We start from the raw sequence: 16,130 nt of genomic DNA, 5'->3' as shown, positions 1-16,130 counted from the left end.
GAGGCACGCACGGAGCTCGCAAAGCAGGCCGAGCAGATCAACACAATCGCCCGCATGGTGCATCGTACACGCCATGCCGAGCTTAGTCATGACCATACGCTGAAACAGCAGCTTGCCCGGTCTCGAGGGCTTGGGCTGAGCCGATAGATAGTAGGGAGGCGACGACGCTAGTGAGGGCCGCAGCCACCAGCGATCAATTGCAAGGCTATGCCGCTGCTCCCGGTTGGTGGCTGCCCGTCGCCTCGGGACGGAACACCTGGACCGAACCCAGCCGCTGACATCAAACCGCAGCGTAGCAATGATGTTGGATCCGAAACCTGGAATAAAACGGTTGTCGTGGTATTCGATCTTTCCCGCTCCGATGCGAGAGCAGCAAAACCACGCAAAAAAGAGAACGAATTCGAGGACGTAGATCATGACCGCCGTCAGCGATCGCTGACAGTGTCCAACTCACGTGAACCTGAAGATCGGTCGAGCCAAGGGGCTGTTCTGACTTGCTCAAGCGCGGCGATCACCACTTCCTGTTCGCTCTTGTGGCCTGCCGGCACAAACAACGAACGACAACTAAAGGCTCGTCTAATTTTATGAAATTTCTCGAGTATTCATTAGCCGGGACATGTAATCTTGCTTCGACCCTCAGGTCCTGAGAGTGCAAAAAGAAACGGCCAGGCGGCGGTTATCCGGGAACGGAGTGACCGAAATGCGGCGTGAAATTGATTGGCTGTCGGCGCGAATCGAGACGGTCGTGAAGGAGCGTCGATGCCGTCCTACTCTTCGTCATCCGGCAGGAAGCTAGTGTCGTACTTTAAACCGAGAACTTCCCAATCACGCCATCCGATAGTTTCGCCGTTTTTCCATGGGTAGGTGATCGGGCAATTTTCGGTTAGATCTTCACCACTCTGATTATACCACATAAGGGGATAGTTCATTTTTCCGTCAAAGTAGAAGGGAATGCGCGTGACACCCTGCTGGGTTGGCCCGGGATAGTCGATTTTCCAGACATCCGGCTGCTTCATCTTGTCTTTCACAAGACTAAATTCACGGTCGACCGCTTGGCGGAGCACCGACGGCAGATCGGAGAACGCACATGGGTCCACCCCGGACGTGAACTTCTTGTAGCTAACACTATCTCCACCAAAATCGTCCAGTTCCCTCCCCGTTCGTACCCAGAACTTCACGCCGCCGAAAGCTATGTGGTCCTCGTCACTAGCGATCGAGCGCTCTCCGAATTCGGCCAGCACATAATATTGCGCTGGAAACACGAACTTGCGCGTTGGGCGACCGTTGAACGCATTCCATTGTTGCGTTTTCTTTATCCGCCAAGTTTCCGGACTACCCGTGGTTTTGAATTCGAAAGTGACGCCCCAATGAAGCTGGAGATCAAAGACATCACCATGCATCTGCGTGCTGTAGAATTCCTCAGCGCTTTTGCGCAGATCTCCAGGTCGAGGCTTGCACCGGGTGACCTTCTCTACTCGATTGAGGGCTATCTCGTCCGCATGCTCGAGAAGCTGCTGGACGAAAAGATACTCCATCGCGACACCGCGGACAAACGGCGTCTCGACGACCGAATATGCCCAGTCGGCAAAGTCGTAAAACGATTTTCCCGTTGTAGTGCCATTAACTGAGAACGTGCGTAGTCTACGATTTGACGACATTTGTTTACCAACTAGCCAAGGGTGGCCTAGCGTATCGTCGAACAACTTAACGGAAGCTGAGGGCGTATCTCTAATTATTCGAAATAGCCAGCAATCATACGTTTCGTATCCGTTCGATTGAGCACTGTCTCCGTCACAAGGTTGATCATGTTGGTGGGTGGCCCCAAAATGATCAACGGCGTCCTGTAGCCCTCCAAACTGGTCTGCTGCCAGTACGATTTGACCGCTCCGGTAACGAGCGGCAATTTTGTAAAGATGGTGCCCCCCTGCTCTTGGGAGGGAACGAACCTGCCACCTAGTTATTAAATCAGGCGCCGGGCACCGTGCAGAGAGTGTTGTGAAATTGATCCATCGGCTGCGCACCATCTCTTCGCGCCTCATAGGCAGATTTTCGACTTCAGGCATCCGCATTCACTACTCATGTCGCACTTTTTGCTTAACGTCGTCGCGCCGATTCAGGACAAATGTCGCTCAGCACAATTCAATTTGCAGTTGACGAAATCATGCGCGATGATATCGATGAATTTGCGGGTGATTTTTTCTGGGGCGAAATGGATCAGCACAATACTTTTTGTAGCGGATGTGCGCGTAGGCATGCGACACAGTTTCGTGGTCGTAGTGCTTCGGCATCTGAGATATCTGGCCAGATTAGCGCGATATCGAAGTCGTCAGAATCAGACGAAAGCCGCCGCGCATGACTCATCACGATCAAAGTCTCGCTGAAAACAGCAATCGGACGAATTCGGATAAAAGAGGCCTCAAGGTTCGCCTTCTTGAAAAAGCTGACACGCCTGCTGTTCGTGAAATCATGAAGCAGCACCACGCTTCAACGGTGTTTCGTGACCAGGAGTTTTCTGACTGGAAGCTTAACGAACACTTCAACCTCATTCTGTCCCGACCGCCACGCATGGTGTGCCCCGTTGCTACGCTGGACGGGAAGCCCGTCGGCGTGACTTGGGCAATTGCCGACAGCTATATGCTAAGCGATGGGCCGATGTTTGTGACCGTCCACGTGATCGCAGTGGATTTGTCATTGCCACCCGTCCGTCGTGCCAAGGTGTTTCTCGCTCTGGTCGCGGCCATTAAAAAGTGGGCGGCCTCTCTGAATGCCACCCATTCATTCATACACGTGACGACCGGTTCGCGCATAGAAGCTACGGACCGATTAATGAGAGCTGCAGGGGCAAAATTCATCGGAGGCACGTATGCGCTGGTATAAACGGTTGCGCTTTTACAGCCTCTCTGTGTCGGCTAAGATTTTTTTTACTTGGCTTGTCGCTGGCGTTTGCTGCTGCCTCATAAGCACCCGCGCCTCCGCATCAGATCCCGACAATATAGCCTCAACCAATGCGGTCCTCGAGTCATACATTCTGCGCGCGGCCAAAAAAGGTTCTTTCGACCACAGTTCCCCGATTTTTATTAACGTTAGAGCGGGAATTGGTAGTGATTCATTATTTGGATATTTATCCCAGTGGTACAAATTCTATGCAGATTTCTTTAATTTTACGCAGGATCCAAATAGAAATAACATTACAATACTCGTCGGAAAAGACGTTCTGAAAGAGGCAAAATCTGGTAAAATTACAGGTTTTGGATCTAATTTTGACGTTGTAAATACTCGTTACGACTATTGTTATGTCGGTGCGATAAATGAAAACAATTCTAAAGACATTTATTATGAAGCTTCAATTTTGATTGACCCAAGTATGGGTGGCGATACAAGAGAATGCCTCTTAGAATCTTTCGTAAGGCTTTTTGGATTTCATTTTTCTTTGACGTTGTTCGTTAATGCGAACCCCCTTTACTATAAAGCGATTTCCGGCAAGTCGATAGATGAAGCGCAACTAAAAGCATTTCAGATTAGAGAGAAGTGCCGGCCTTCGGTTGAAACCCCCGATTTCGAAGTCTGTGTCCGGAAGGAACTACAAAATGACTGACCGCCAAACCCTTTCGATAACAAATGCCAACATGATCGACCCTACCCCAATGAACAACTGGGCTGGCTTCACCATCTCGGGATCAGTTGGCCCATATCAGTTCGGCGTGGGCAGAGATCAAAACGGATGGTATGGACGCCCTGAATTCAACGCAGAGATCCAGGCAGAAAAAGGCGGGTACGGTATAAAGTATGATCTTGTCACGGGAAAAACCACCCTATCGGCTCCCTCTGGTTTTTTTGCCGCTATGGAAGCCGACCGGAAGGGCTACAAAGGTAGCGTAGGTTACGAGATCGGAAGCCCACTTTTCGGCGGCAACGTGTCCTTTGACTGGGGCCGTGTTGGACAACCTATATCGATAAATGGCACTTCATATTTTCGCGTTGGGCCCGATACTGTTATGAGAAGTGTGCCGACGACCGCGGTTGGTCCCTTCGGGCGCGTCATCGAAGTAACAACTTACAAAGAAGTGGCGCCGAACCAATACATCAAGGTGAACACACAACATACCTGGATGAATGCCCAAGCCCAAGCCGAGATGGGCGTTCTTGTGCATGGAAACGATACTTACACGAGATCCGCAAAATGCTTTCCTGGACATGTTCTGGTTTCCCTGTCAGATGGCAGTGAGACGGAAATCTCCAATGTGCGAGTTGGGGATAGTGTCTTAGCTTTCGACCCATCATTGAACGGTGGTAGAGGTGACCTGGTTCCACGAAGAGTGACACGCGTTTTCCGAAACGCAACGCAGGAGTGGTATCAGCTAAGTTGGTCGGGTCGTTCCGGCCCAAAAGAGTTGGTGGTAACTCCAGGGCACCATTTTCTTGATCAATTCGGAGCATTTCCACAAATCGACGAAATGATCGAAGCAGGAAAAGCCACGGTCGTTCTGGCATCTGGCGAACTTGTTGATGTTCTCGCCAAGAAGATTGTCTATTCCGCCGAAACAGCCCATTTGTTTGAGCGAGCAGCGATCATGAGCTTGGCCGCTGGTAACACTGCGCTTCAACCAATTGAGACAGAAGCCTGGCAGACCTACAATTTTGAAGTCGAAGGCCTTCACACATATGTCGCAGGCGGTATCCGGGTACACAATATCTCAGATGATATTGCCCATAACGGAATGGGCGTCGATGACTATGGTCTTTTTGCTGTCGCTTACAATGTGAGAGGTTATGGCGACACGTCGATCAGCAGCGGTGCGCTTAACCACTACTACGATGCGATGGGCGGCGCTAAGGGCTACGCGGGCACGGCAATCGGCTGGGGCCTAACCAGTGCTTTGGCTGCACAAGCGACGTACGGCAATGCATTTAAAACGCAGTCTGTTTTCGAAGTCGCCTATCAAGAAAAAGCCGGTAAATATTATAGTCCAGACCTAGCGGCATATCTGGGTTACAGTGCGCGCCAATATGCGCCAACAGCAGGAATTGGCTCAGCATATGAAGCCCGTTTCAATGAATCGCTCGGGCCTGCCAGATATGGTGAAAAAATTGGCTCTCCAGAACACATCGCTGACAGAGCTTTTGCAGCTGGATACGGTTTCCTGGAGGCGTATGCAGCGCAAGCAAAAGTCTCGATATATTCGGACCAGGCTTACCGCGCGCTGGAGAAACACACCAAGCAAAACCAGGATAGACTGGGTGCTTCCGGCAAGGGCGGAGGCGGCGAAAACCAATCCGGAAAATCCAAATCCGGAGGCAAATCGGATTCTTCCGGTAGCTCGGGCAAACCGGTCCTGCTCGACCTGAATGGAGACGGTCGCCTTGATCTGAGCGATCAAACCAACTCGGATATCTTCCTCGATATCGGCGGTGATGGTTATAAGCGCCGCACATCCTGGGTGGGTGCCGGCGATGGCGTTCTGATGATCGACGCCGACAACGACGGGACCATTTCGTCTCGTAAGGAGATCGTTTTCACAGAGTGGAGCCCGTCGGCCGGGTCGGACATGCAGGCCCTCCGCCAGGTTTTCGACACGAACCAGAACGGCAAGCTCGATGCCGGTGACGCGCAATGGTCGCAGTTCAAGATCATGCTGACCAACGCGGATGGCACGATCACGCAAAAAAGCCTTGCGGAACTGGGCATCGAATCAATCGATCTTTCGATCGACGAAACCAGTATCGACTTTGATGGTGGTTCATCGATTGACGGACAAACGACGTTCACAAAAACGAATGGTCAGACAGGAACCGCGGCAACCGCAACGCTGAAGCACGACGACAACGGTTTTGTGGTCTCCGAGGCCAAAACCGTTGATGCATTCGGCAATGTCACTGTCGTCATGAAAGCCCATGACAAGGATGGGCGTATCGCTTCTGAGACGACGAGAACGACGAGTGCCAACGGCCTTGATATGACGATGCGGTTCGATGACAATGGCGACGGCGTCGTTGATCGTGTCCTCACCGACGTTACAACCATCGGCCAGGTTGGTGCGCGCACCCGCGTTGAAACAATGCGAAGCGGCGGCGGAACCCTGCTTTGGTCGAAAACGTCGGACATCAGCGCCGATGGCAAGACCACAGTCATTAACCGGGACGAACTCGGTGGCGGCTATACCACCGAACGGGAAACGCGCGTCATCGGTAGCGACAACAGCCTGACGACGACGATTGCCCAGCTTGCCCAGAATGGCGATATGATCAGCCAGACATCCAGCGTTCTTAACGCTGACCGGATGAGCCGCACGTCTTATATAGATGCAAACGGCAATGGCCAGAACGAGCGCATAACCGAACATCAGACAATCCGGTATGCGGATGGGGGCCGTTTCGAGCGCGACCTGACATGGGGCGCCGACTGGTCGTTGTTGCGGAAGGAAGAAGTCGCGATCTCCGCCGACAATCTGACGCAAACGCGGTTTATCGACCTCGATGGTGACGCTATCTGGGACAATACATTTACCAGCAACGTTTCTCGCAACCAGGGGGGCGATACGACTGTTCGCGAAACGTCGTTCTCGCGTGATGGTTCTAAATTTGCGGAAATGGAGACCACCACTTCGGCAGACGGACTATCGCGTAGTATTCGGGAAGACGCGAATGGTGACGGCACATTTGAACGCTCAGTGTCCGACATTACGTCAATATCTGCCGACGGTACAAAGACGACCACGGTTACTGGATACAGCGCATCCGGCAATCTTCTGTCGCAAACAACGGAACAGAGGCATGCGGACGGCCTGACCGGCAGCAACACTGTCGATTCCAATGGAGATGGCCACGCCGACCAGGTCATTACCGTAACGAGAGCCACTGACGGTACAATCACTGAAACCAACCGGATACTTTCTGCCGATGGCTCCGTGGCCTCACAGGCCATCAAGGAAACCAGTGCCGACGGCTTGGTCTCGACATCGAAACTAGACCGTTACGGTCGCGGGCGATTTGATGAAATCACACTGAGCAGCCTCGTCAGGCAAGCCGATGGCGGTTCGACAAGAACCCTCGAAAAACGCTCCGAAAACAGTACGCTTGTCAATCGTATCGTCGAATACAGCAATGCCACGGGCCTCTCCACGTCAAAATCCACGGACATCGATGGAAACGGCAGTTTCGATCAGGTGATCAGCGCGAACAAGACCCACAATGCCGATGGCAGCGAAACGCTTATCACCGAAAACCGCAGTGGAGACGGAACCCTGATCTCGAAAGAGGAAAACTGGGTGACGGCCGACAAACGTGGCAAGCTCGTTCGGACTGACAGTGACGGTGATGGCAACATCAATATAGAGGTCGGCAGCACGATTGGAACCGACGGCGGAGAATTCGCCGAAAACCGGTCTCTCACCAATACCGGCGTACTTCTTTCTCGAACGACGACCGTCACCTCGGCCAACAAACTCAACATCTACCAGACGATCGATCTCGACGGAGACGGCGTCATCGATCGCGTTCAGAACCAATATACCGACCTTCCAGCCGATGGCAGCTCCTATACGTCGCGCACGACGTCGGCAAACGACGGATCCGTTATTCGCCAGGATATCAAATGGGTATCGGGCAACGGAATGAACGAATCCAGCCAGTCCGACCTCAACGGTGATTGGGTGTTTGACGAGACGACCAATCGGAATACCGCAGTTGAAGATGACGGCACGGTCCGGATCATCGAAACGAAGTTGTCCGGAACCAGCGTTGCGTCCCGTTCGACCGTCAGGACCTCGGCAAACGGCCTGATCTCGACCGTTGAGCAGGACTTTGACGGCAACGACGCGGTTGACGATGTCACCAGGACCACAAAAGCTCTGCTCGTGAGCGGTGCAGTGGTCGAGACCGTCACAAAGCGCTCCGGCAACAACGCACTCGTCTCCTCGACCAGCAAAACGACCAGTTCTGACGGCATGTCCATCGTCCAGTTGGAAGATGTCGATGGTGACGGCACTATCGACTATCGCACCGAGCAGACGATTACCGCTTCCGGCAACACGTCCCTCGAGGTGAAAGAACTCGGTCAAAACGGGGAGCTCCTTTCCCGCACGGCAACAACAACGCTGCGCGGCGGACTATCTTCTACGCAGGTTATTGACCGTGACGGAGACGGCAACGCCGATGAGACCCGGACGTCCAACACGACGATTGACGCTTACGGCGTCAAGACGACGCAAACATCCCGCTACCAGGGCAGTTCGACGTTGCTTGAACGCGCGACGGTGACCGAGACTGCCAACGGGCTTTCGAAAAGTACTGTGTATGCCGACGGAAACGCGACCACGTTACGGAGCATGAACGAAACCACGGAGGTTCTGCAAAACGGCTCGACCAGACAAACAACCGAGATCCGTAAGGGCGATCTTTCGCTTGAGAGCAAGACCGTAGTTCTGACATCTGGCGACAAACAATCCGTCGTGACAACCGTGGATGTGGATGGTGACGGCAAGATCGATCACTCCCTCATCCAGGAACTGCTCGACAACGGCGTATCGCGGCAGACATTTGTTGAGATGCGACAGGACGGCATAACTGCTGATCGCAACAAAACGGTTGAGACGAGTGCCAACAAACTTGTCGAGACGACAACGTTCGACATAAACGGCGACGGCGCCTCCGACGCACGCATCGTAAAAACGAAATCGCTGAAGTCGGACGGCGGTGCCACGACGATCACGGACTACCAGTCCAACGTGAATGGCAGTTGGGTCACAAAGGGCAAGGAGGAGCATTCCGAAAGCGGAAACGGTCTTACACAATCCACATCATGGAATGATGTCGGCGGTTCGGGGTGGACAGCCAGCCGAAGCCTGACCCAAAGTTTGCACGCCGATGGCTCGCGAACTGCCGTTGAAACATGGCACGCCGCAGCGGCAACCGTTCGACGCACAGAGACGACCGTCTCTGCCAATGGCATGGGGAAGACCATGCAGGTCGACGCCGACGGAAACGGCTCCGTCGACGAAAAGAGAGTCACGAACAAAGCCTTCAACGCTGATGGCACCATCGTGGAGACGTCCCGTACCACGGGCGTGAGCGACGCACTTCTTTCCCTCGTGAGCGTGACCACAAGCGCAGATGGCTTGACGACAACGACGAGCAGCCAATCGACCCTCGTGCCGGCGGCGACAAGAACGACAGTCCGGTCGTTGCGAGAAAGGGCCGACGGCTCGCAGGTTGAATCGGCGACCGTTCGTGACGGCAGCAACGCCATCATCGAGACCATCACGGCGGAAACATCCTTCGACAAGCGGCTACTCGTCACGAAACGTGATCAAAATGGCGATGGCACAGTCGATCAGATCGAAGAAACAAAGCGGACGATTGACGGTCGTGAGATCACGACCATCACCAACTTCCGCACGTCGGGAACTGTTTCGAGCAAGAGCGTCGATACGGTTTCGGCCGATCGCCTCACGCGGATCATCGAGATTGATAAGAACGGTGACGGCGTTTTCGATACCAAAAAGACCCTGAAAAGCTATCTCTACGCTGATGGTAGCAAGGGGGTCACGACCACCGAGTTGGAGCTTGCGAACGGCAAGACACGCTCGACGAGCAAAAGCACCACAAGTGCTGATGGCCGCCGCTTTTTCGAGGAAACAGATGTCGACGGAAACGGATCGATCGATCAAACTGTCGAGGAAACATCGCTTGCTTCCGGCGCACGTGTGACGAAAGTCACCAACGCAGCAGCGGCCCGCAAATCCGCGTATATGCGTTTCGGTGAAATCTACTGGAACAGCGCCATAGCGGCGGCGACGGAAACGACCGCCGATGCCAGCCAGATGACCAAGACCAGCAAGATCGATCAGGATGGCGACGGTTATTTTGAAACCATCATGAAAACCTCGACATTGATCGATGGCAGCGTCAAAACTGCAATTACCGAAACCAAGACAGACGGCACGGTCAAGGCAAATGGCTCGTTCCGAATGAGTCACGACGGCTCCACGACTGTCCTCGAAAAAGACAGCAATAACGACGGCGTGATCGACTACATTGAAACCTCGATCAGGATGACGAGCGGCGCGGTTGTTCAGACGGCGGTCACAAAAAGCGCGGCTGGAGTGGACACCGAAACTCGGACGACCAATGTTGATGCGTTCGGAAGCATTCTGACAAGCATCACCAAGGACGGGTCAGGCCGAAAAATTGCCGAGCAGAATAAGCTCGCAGACGGTACATCGACCAGACTCACGTACGTTGCAGAGTCTGGACTGGTCAAAAGCAGCGAAGTCCTCGACAGCTTCAACTTCCTGAAGAGCGCCACGCTTTATGATCGGGCAAACGCCGAAGCCTGGTCCCGTGTCGAACAGACCTATGATGCGGAGGAGCGCAAAACGCTCGAAAAGCAATTCATGGACGACGGCACCTCTATCACGATCTCTTTCGTCGCCGAGACAGGTAGCCAGATCAAGGCAGAGTACTTCAATGCATCGGGTGTCCGAACCGGCCTGACTGATTTCGATGCACGCAATACCGAGCTCTGGCGCGAGGTCCATCGTACGTTCGACCCCGAGGGTAGAGTGCTCACGCAGATCGATATGCAGGACGATGGCTCCAAGGTCGAATACACATTCGATGCCGCGAACACACAAGCCTGGTCACGATACATGAACCGGTTCGATAGTGCAGGCCGCCATTTTTATGCGCATCGCATGAATGACAATGGCACGTACGACACTATTACGTTTGATGTCACAAACGCTCAGCCTTGGTCGAAGTTAGAGGAGAACTTTAATTCGTCAGGACAGCGAACCTCCCACGTAGAATTTGTCGATAATGGAACCCGAACAGAGGTCATATATGACCCCACAAATATCCATTCATGGAATTTGTACTTCAACCTCATCGATAGTTCCGGGCGTCATTATTATACTCAGTTTCAAAACGACGATGGAAGTTTTGTATTCATAACGTTTGACGTCGATAACGCCCATTCTTGGTGGCGCGATGAGCGAGGCCGAGACAGCGCTGGTAGAGAAACCTATGTGAGTGTAACGCAGGACAATGGCACGAGAAACGCAACCTTCTATGATGCTATAGGCAATCAAGGTTGGAGCCGCATTGAGCAATCCTTTGATAGTGGCGGTCGATTCCTGAAAGAAATGCAATTCAACGACGACGAAACTACAAAAGAAACTATTGTTGATACATACGGCCAATACGATTGGACTTCTCAAGAAATTTATAGATATCGCTACGGCGCCTTGAATTATAGCAGAACAAATTGGGACAATGGTTATTATACTATGTATGCGCCCGGGAATGGGGGAATGAGATGGACGACATATGACCAAAATGGGCGATACGTAGATTCCTACACTCCATTGAAGGACAAAAACCCTGTCCTCATAGATATCAACAATGACGGACACATTGATTTACGTCCAATAAATCTTGAGAGTTCTGCCGAGGGTTCAAACACTCCACTCTTTGATTGGGACGGAGACGGCCTGGCGGACCCAACCGCCTGGATCGGCCCACAGGATGGTTTCCTCGCAATTGATCTCGGTGCGGATGGATCAGCAGGCCCGGATGGCGTTATCAATCAGGCAAAAGAACTTGCCTTTACTCTGTGGCCAACTGAAGAACAGGGTTCGACGAATTCCGATCTGGAGGCCCTGCGACTTGTCTTTGACACCAACAACGACGGACTGCTGAGTTCCGAGGACGCTCGCTGGAGCGAGTTCCGTGTCTGGCAGGACATCAACCAGAATGGCGTCAGCGAGGCCGGCGAGCTTTCGACCCTCGATCAGCACGGTATCAAATACATCAATCTGATACCGACTACGGATGGAGCGCAGAGCTTCGCTGACGGTTCAGCCATCACTGGAACCAGTTTCCTCGAAAAGGTCGATGGGCAGACCCGCCTCGTCGGCGACGTCAGGCTGGCATATCAGCCGTCTTCGCCGACCTGATAAACCAATCCATTTTCACCTCATGCGGATTTGCAGGCGCCTGCAAATCCGCTCATTGACTGATCTGACACTATGGATACAGGTTTACTGAACCCCTCCTCCACGACGAATGCCGACGCCGGACTGGCGTCCCTGGCGGCTGTCGCAGCGTTCTTCCGGATCTCCTGCAATCCGGCTGATCTGTCACGGGAACTGGCACTTACAACCGCGGCAACACGCGACGATATTTTGCGGGCAGCCAAACGTGTGGGCCTGAAGGCAAAACCCGTTCGTGAAGATCGCTTTTCTAGCGGTAAGGTGATCCCGACGCCCTGCATCGCCGTCCTGGCCGACGGCGGGTTTGCCGTTTTTGCGGGCAAATCAGAAGAAAACAGCTACCGGCTGGTCGATCCCGTCAGTTTCATAAGCCGGAGCGTGCCCCTTGAGGAACTGCTGTCGCTGACGTCCGGAAACTTCATTCTGCTCCAGCGGGGCTTTTCGGACGTTTCAGCGTTTCAGCGGCGCTTTGGATTTGCCTGGTTTCTCCCGTCACTGTGGCGGTACCGAAGCGCCCTCGCCCATGTCTTTCTCGCGTCATTGTTCCTGCAGCTCTTCGCACTTGTCTCGCCGTTGTTTTTTCAGGTGGTGGTCGACAAGGTCCTGGCCCATCGCAGCTACTCGACATTGACAGTCCTGATCATAGGGCTAGCCGCGATCGGCCTGTTCGATGTCGTGCTTCAATATCTCCGCACATACGCACTGACACATACCACCAACCGGATCGATGTGGAGCTTGGACGCCGGCTCGTCCGGCACCTGCTGAATCTGCCACTCAACTATTTCGAAACCCGCGCGGCCGGCCAGACGGTTGCCCGTGTGCGCGAACTCGAAACCATCCGCAATTTCCTGACCGGACAGGCGCTGTTTTCTGTCCTTGATCTCATCTTCACCTTCGTGTTCATCGCGGTGCTGTTTGCCTATTCCACGGTGCTGGCCTGGATCGTCGTCGCCTCCATCCCCTTTCTCGTCCTGATCGGATTCCTGATCCGCCCTTCCCTCAAACATCGCATCGACGAAAAATTCGACCGAGGCGCTCTCAGTCAGCAGCTACTCGTCGAATCCGTCATCGGCATGCAGACACTGAAAGCATCTGCCGTCGAACCTGTCGTTGCCGCCCAGTGGGAGGAGCGTCTGGCGGCTTATGTGCAGTCTTCCTTCGCAGCCACCATGCTTGCCGCGAAGGGCCAGACCGCTATCCAGTATGTCAACAAGATCACCTCCGCAGCACTCCTCCTTTTTGGCGCACAGGCCGTCATCGACAATGAACTGACCGTCGGCGGGCTCGTCGCCTTCAACATGATCGCCGGCCAGGTATTTCAGCCGGTTCTGCGCCTGTCGCAGCTGTGGCAGGATTTTCAGCAGGTGCAGGTATCCATCGAACGTCTCTCGGATGTCTTGAACGCACCGGAAGAGCCGAAGCCGGCCATTCCGGTCAGTTTGCCGCCGCCGAAAGGCGCAATCGCCTTCAAGGGCGTGAACTTCCGCTATTCCAGTGATGGTCCGGAGATCCTCAAGAACATTTCGCTGTCCGTGCGTCCGGGCGAAGTGATCGGCATTGTTGGCCCCTCCGGCTCGGGAAAGTCGACGTTGACCAAACTTCTGCAGCGATTTTATCTGCCCTCGAGCGGTCAGGTCATGGTCGACGGCCAGGATATTGCCCATGTCAATCCGGCCTGGCTGCGCTCCAATATCGGCGTCGTGCTTCAGGAAAACATGTTGTTCAATCGCACGATCCACGAGAACATCAGCATCGCCAATCCTGCCATGTCGCGCGCGGCCGTCATTAATCTCGCCCGCCTGTCAGGTGCTGATGAATTCGTTGCCAAGCTGCCGAAGGGCTACGACACCGTCATCGAAGAGCGCGGTGCAAATCTTTCCGGCGGTCAGCGGCAACGACTGGCGATCGCCCGGGCATTGTCAGTGAACCCGCCCATCCTCATTCTTGACGAGGCAACCAGCGCGCTCGACTACGAGAGTGAGAGACTGATCCTCGCAAACATGCGTCACATTGTTCAAGGCCGCACAGTGTTGATCATCGCCCACAGGCTAGCGACCATCCGGAACTGCAATCGCATTATCGGCATGGCCGACGGCAGGATCGTCGAAGAAGGCAGTCATGATGATCTGCTTGCCCGGGATGGTGGCCTCTACAAGCATCTATGGGACTTGCAGATGGGATCGAGCCAATGAGAGGAAAGACGCGACCTGTACCTGCCGGGGCAACGAACACAAAGGTCAGTGCTGACTACAGCGACTTTCTCCCTGCCGCCCTCGAAATCATCGAGAAACCCGCCTCCCCAATCCGCTACGCCCTCATCTGGTTCGTCTGTATCGTCTCGGCCTCGGCTTTGATCTGGAGCTTTATTGGCAGGATCGATGTGGTTGCGACAGCACAGGGAAAAGTTCAACCCTCTGGTCGGGTCAAGGTCGTTCAGTCGACGATCTCCGGGCGTGTGGTTTCCGCTCCTTTTACCAACGGCACGGAAGTCAAGGCAGGCGACCTTCTCGTTAAACTCGACGACATCGAACTCAAGGCGGAAGACGCGCGTTTGCGCACGACGATAGAGGCCTTGCAGGCTGAACATGTGCGACGGATGACGGAACTGGCCACTTTGGAAAACCACGACTGGAGCACAGGTCCCGATATCGCCGTCGATATAGTTCCTGATTTTGCGGCGAATACACAAGCATCCATTCGCTTGCGGGAAACGGCAATCCTGAGGGCAAATCTCCTGCAGCTCAAGGAGACGATGAGAAATCTGGCCGCCCAGACGCAATTACAGTCGGCATCGATCGACAGGCTTCAATCGATGTCGCGCGCACAGGCCAACCTGATCACCACGCTGACAGAGCGCGTCTCAATGCGATCAGGCCTTCTCGAGCGCGCCGCCGGAAGAAAATCCGATGTCCTCGACGCCACACAGGCTTTGCGAGAGGAAGAAGCCACCCTGTCGACCTATGCAGGACAATTGGTCGAGGCCCACGCAAGCCTCGCCGTTGCGGAGAGCGAGAAGAACAAGGTCTTGTCGACATTCGTTGCCGACAACATCCAGAAGTCAGGTGATCTCGCCCGGCAGATGGACGAAGCGCAGCAGGAACTGGTGAAGGCCGAAAAACGGCTCGCCGCCACCGCTGTTTACGCTCCGTCCGACGGTGTGATTCAGGCCTCGTCGATTACCACGACCGGACAGGTCGTGTCGGCGGAAACCGAAATCATGCGCATCATTCCGGCAAGTCTGCCTCTGGAAATCGAGGTGTTTTTCGCAAACCAGGACGTGGGCTTCGTCAAGCCCGGCCAACCGGTAGTCATCAAGGTCGAAACGTTTCCATTCACCCGTTATGGCGTTCTCACGGGGACGGTGAAAACGGTGGCGCGGGACGCCATACCCAATCCCGACGCTCAGGCCATGGAGGAACAGGCCGCTCCGCAGTTCAGGAGTGTTGTGCCGGGCGGGAATGTGCAGCGGTTGCAAAACCTTGTTTACCCGGCAACGATTGCTCTCGATACGACAGAGATAAACGTTGACGGGATCATGCGCCCGCTGTCACCTGGCATGGCCGTCTCAGTCGAAATCAAAACCGGTACCCGTAGGATCATTGACTATTTCTGGTCACCGGTCGCGCAGGTGGCGTCTGAGGCAATGCAGGAGCGCTAGCAGTTCGCCCGTGGTGATCACGGGCCGTGCGTTTGATTGCTTCGCGAGGCGCTCCCTGCGATGGAAGGTCGATTGCTTAGGGCGTATCGCCATCGAGAACCATCGCCTTGAACGGATTTGAACCAACGACCACGTCAATCGACGTTCCCATTTTTTCAATCGTTTAACCGTTTAGCCTACCAAATGGGCCTTCTGACAACGGCTTAATTTTTCGTTCATCTCGCTTCTTAGCTAAACGTTTTCAACCAACGGCTATCGCTGCTCGAATTAAGGAAAAAATGTTTATCGATACTAGGATCACCAATGCCGACTACCAAAAAAATCCTTGCCCAAGCCCTCGGGTCATGGCTCCAGTACGAGTACTCGCTTGGTAGAGGAGGATTGTTCGTAAGCCTCCGGTGAAGGCCACAGGTCAGGCAGCTTGAGCGTTGACGGTCGGCGGCGTCCAATTCCACGGAAGCAACTGCTCCAGCCTGATAAT

Annotated in this window: 6 protein-coding genes; 5 read left to right on the top strand and 1 reads right to left on the bottom strand. The window is 54.1% G+C overall.

Going from position 1 to position 16,130, the window contains the following annotated elements; genetic code table 11:
* Positions 1-767: 767 nt before the first annotated feature.
* Positions 768-1,658: a hypothetical protein gene (locus tag F617_RS0126630; RefSeq protein WP_155846309.1), complete on the bottom strand. Its 891-nt coding sequence runs from the start codon at positions 1,656-1,658 to the stop codon at positions 768-770.
* A gap of 694 nt (positions 1,659-2,352) precedes the next feature.
* Between F617_RS0126630 and F617_RS0126615 the strand changes: the two genes are divergently transcribed.
* The 5 genes from F617_RS0126615 to F617_RS0126595 all read left to right on the top strand — a co-directional run bounded on the left by F617_RS0126615 (position 2,353) and on the right by F617_RS0126595 (position 15,649).
* Positions 2,353-2,877 (top strand): GNAT family N-acetyltransferase, encoded by a 525-nt coding sequence (locus F617_RS0126615; protein ID WP_019567417.1) that lies wholly within the window; start codon positions 2,353-2,355, stop codon positions 2,875-2,877.
* On the top strand, positions 2,864-3,595 hold the full coding sequence (locus F617_RS0126610; RefSeq protein WP_019567416.1) for a hypothetical protein: 732 nt from the start codon (positions 2,864-2,866) through the stop codon (positions 3,593-3,595). The genes F617_RS0126615 and F617_RS0126610 overlap by 14 nt, the downstream gene beginning before the upstream one ends.
* The gene (locus tag F617_RS0126605; protein ID WP_155846308.1) at positions 3,588-11,954 is read left to right on the top strand and encodes a Hint domain-containing protein; all 8,367 of its coding nucleotides are present in this window, start codon (positions 3,588-3,590) and stop codon (positions 11,952-11,954) included. The genes F617_RS0126610 and F617_RS0126605 overlap by 8 nt, the downstream gene beginning before the upstream one ends.
* 72 nt (positions 11,955-12,026) lie before the next feature.
* Positions 12,027-14,183, top strand: coding sequence for a type I secretion system permease/ATPase (locus F617_RS0126600; protein WP_019567414.1), 2,157 nt, complete (start codon positions 12,027-12,029; stop codon positions 14,181-14,183).
* Positions 14,180-15,649, top strand: a complete 1,470-nt coding sequence (locus tag F617_RS0126595; protein WP_019567413.1) for an HlyD family type I secretion periplasmic adaptor subunit — start codon at positions 14,180-14,182, stop codon at positions 15,647-15,649. The genes F617_RS0126600 and F617_RS0126595 overlap by 4 nt, the downstream gene beginning before the upstream one ends.
* Positions 15,650-16,130 lie beyond the last annotated feature (481 nt).

It is taken from the genome of Agrobacterium sp. 10MFCol1.1 (genome assembly GCF_000381165.1).
In the GTDB taxonomy this organism is placed as follows: domain Bacteria; phylum Pseudomonadota; class Alphaproteobacteria; order Rhizobiales; family Rhizobiaceae; genus Agrobacterium; species Agrobacterium tumefaciens.
Note: the sequence above shows the minus strand (reverse complement) of the source record. Positions and strands in the feature narration are given on the sequence as shown.